The organism is Streptococcus sp. HMSC066E07, assembly GCF_001814695.1.
Taxonomy (GTDB): domain Bacteria; phylum Bacillota; class Bacilli; order Lactobacillales; family Streptococcaceae; genus Streptococcus; species Streptococcus hominis.
Map to the genome: position 1 here is coordinate 1 of NZ_KV817474.1, position 319 is coordinate 319.

Consider the following 319-nt stretch of genomic DNA (forward strand, 5'->3'; position numbering starts at 1 on the left):
TCCGCATGCCGCTGCACCACCTGCACCGGCTCCTTCAACCCCTCCCACAGCACCGCCGTGCGCAGGATGTCGTGACGCTCGATCACACGGTTGAAGCTCTGCACGAACCGCTCCAGCCGCTGCCGGCTGTCGAACCCCAGCGCGTGCGAGGTGATGTACGCATCGCCTTCGGTCTGCAGCAGGTGGTGGAACAGCATCCCCTCCTGCAGCGGCGCCAGCGGGTAGATGTCCTGGATGTTCGAAGCACCTCCGGCCACCTTGGCTTCGATGCGGCCGATCTGTGCTTCGTCGAGCTCGATCAGCGTGAGCATGTCCGGCT

1 protein-coding gene is annotated in these 319 nt (G+C 65.2%); it reads right to left on the reverse strand.

All coding sequences use genetic code 11. The features are described 5' to 3' along the window. A partial coding sequence (locus HMPREF2984_RS10010) for a condensation domain-containing protein (protein WP_142350461.1) occupies positions 1 to 319 on the reverse strand: 319 nt, incomplete at both ends.